This is a genomic window from Streptomyces sp. PTY087I2, from assembly GCF_001687325.1.
GTDB lineage: Bacteria > Actinomycetota > Actinomycetes > Streptomycetales > Streptomycetaceae > Streptomyces.
The window spans coordinates 1-1,249 of sequence record NZ_LZRD01000078.1 but is presented as its reverse complement, the minus strand read 5'-3'; the positions used below and the strand labels follow the sequence as shown (position 1 = coordinate 1,249).

General features: G+C 79.0%; 1 pseudogene. It reads right to left on the bottom strand.

The window, feature by feature from the left end:
* Window positions 1–248: 248 nt before the first annotated feature.
* Window positions 249–1,249 (bottom strand): annotated as a pseudogene (locus tag A3Q37_RS35115) (regulator); the annotation flags it as partial.

The window sequence follows — 1,249 nt, the reverse complement described above, 5'->3', positions numbered from 1 at the left end:
GGGACCAGCGCCCCGGGCCGCGTGAGGCCGGGCACGTGAGGCCGGGTTCCGCGGGGCTCGGCCAGGGAGCGTAAGCCCGGCCCGGAGGCGGCGGGGACTGGGCCGGAGACGCCCCTGGCGCACACGACGGGAGCGCCCCGGGCCGGAGGCGGCACAGCCCGGGGCCGGAGTCGGCGCGGGACCAGCGCCCCGGGCCGCGTGAGCCCGGGCGCGTGAAGCCGGTCCCGCGCCGCCCGGCCCCACGCGGCTCACCCCAGCGCCGCCACCCGGTCGCGGTAGCCGCGTACGGCGACCGCGTCCCGGTACGGCTCCAGGCTGCGTTCGAAGGCGCGGACGTACTCCGTGGCGCGCGCCGAGCGCATCTCGGCCGCCTGCTGGGCCGCCTCCGCGCCGAGCTGGCAGGCCTGCTCCAGCTCGCCGAGGCCCAGGCGGGCCGAGGCGAGGACCACCCGGCAGAACAGTCTGCTGCGGGCGTACGCCGGGGCGCGCAGCTGGAGCGAGCGCTCGGCGTGCTGGGCGGCGGCCCGGTACTGCTGGAGGTCGCGGTGGCAGTGGCCCAGCTCGTCGGCGAGCTGCGCCTCGTCGAAGGTGCGCGCCCAGTGCGGCACCTCGTCGCCGGGACGCGCGGTCTCCAGGGCGTGTTCGGCCCGGGTCAGCGCGGCGGTGCTGGAGCGCGCCTCGCCGAGCACCGCGTGGCCGCGCGCCTCGACCGCGTGCAGCAGCGCCTGGACGAGGGGCGGGGCGGCCGAGCCGATGCCCTGCTGGGCGACGCGGGCGAGCTGGACGGCTTCCCTGCCGTGCCCGAGGTAGACCGCCTGCCGGCTCATCGTGAGCAGCACATAGGCGCCGTAGCCACGGTCCCCGGCGGCCTGGGCGAGCCGGAGCGCCTGGACGAAGTACCGCTGGGCGAGACCGTGGGCGGCGATGTCGTACGAGGTCCAGCCGGCCAGCCGGGTCAGGTCGGCGACCGCGGCGAACAGCCGTCGCCCGGTGGTCTCGCCGTACGTGCCCCGGAGCATCGGCTCGGCCTCGTGCTCCAGATACCGCACGAGGGCCTGCCGGGCGTGCCCGCCGCCGTAGGCGTGGTCCAGGGTGCGGAAGAGCTCGCCGACCGAGCGCAGCGCGGCGATGTCCCCGGGGCCGACCCGCTGGCCGGGGCCCCGGTCCGTCTGGCGCTGGCGCGGGACCACGGGCAGCGGCCCGGCCCCGGGGTGTGCCCCGGCGGCGGGCGGGTGCGTCGTGGGCGGGT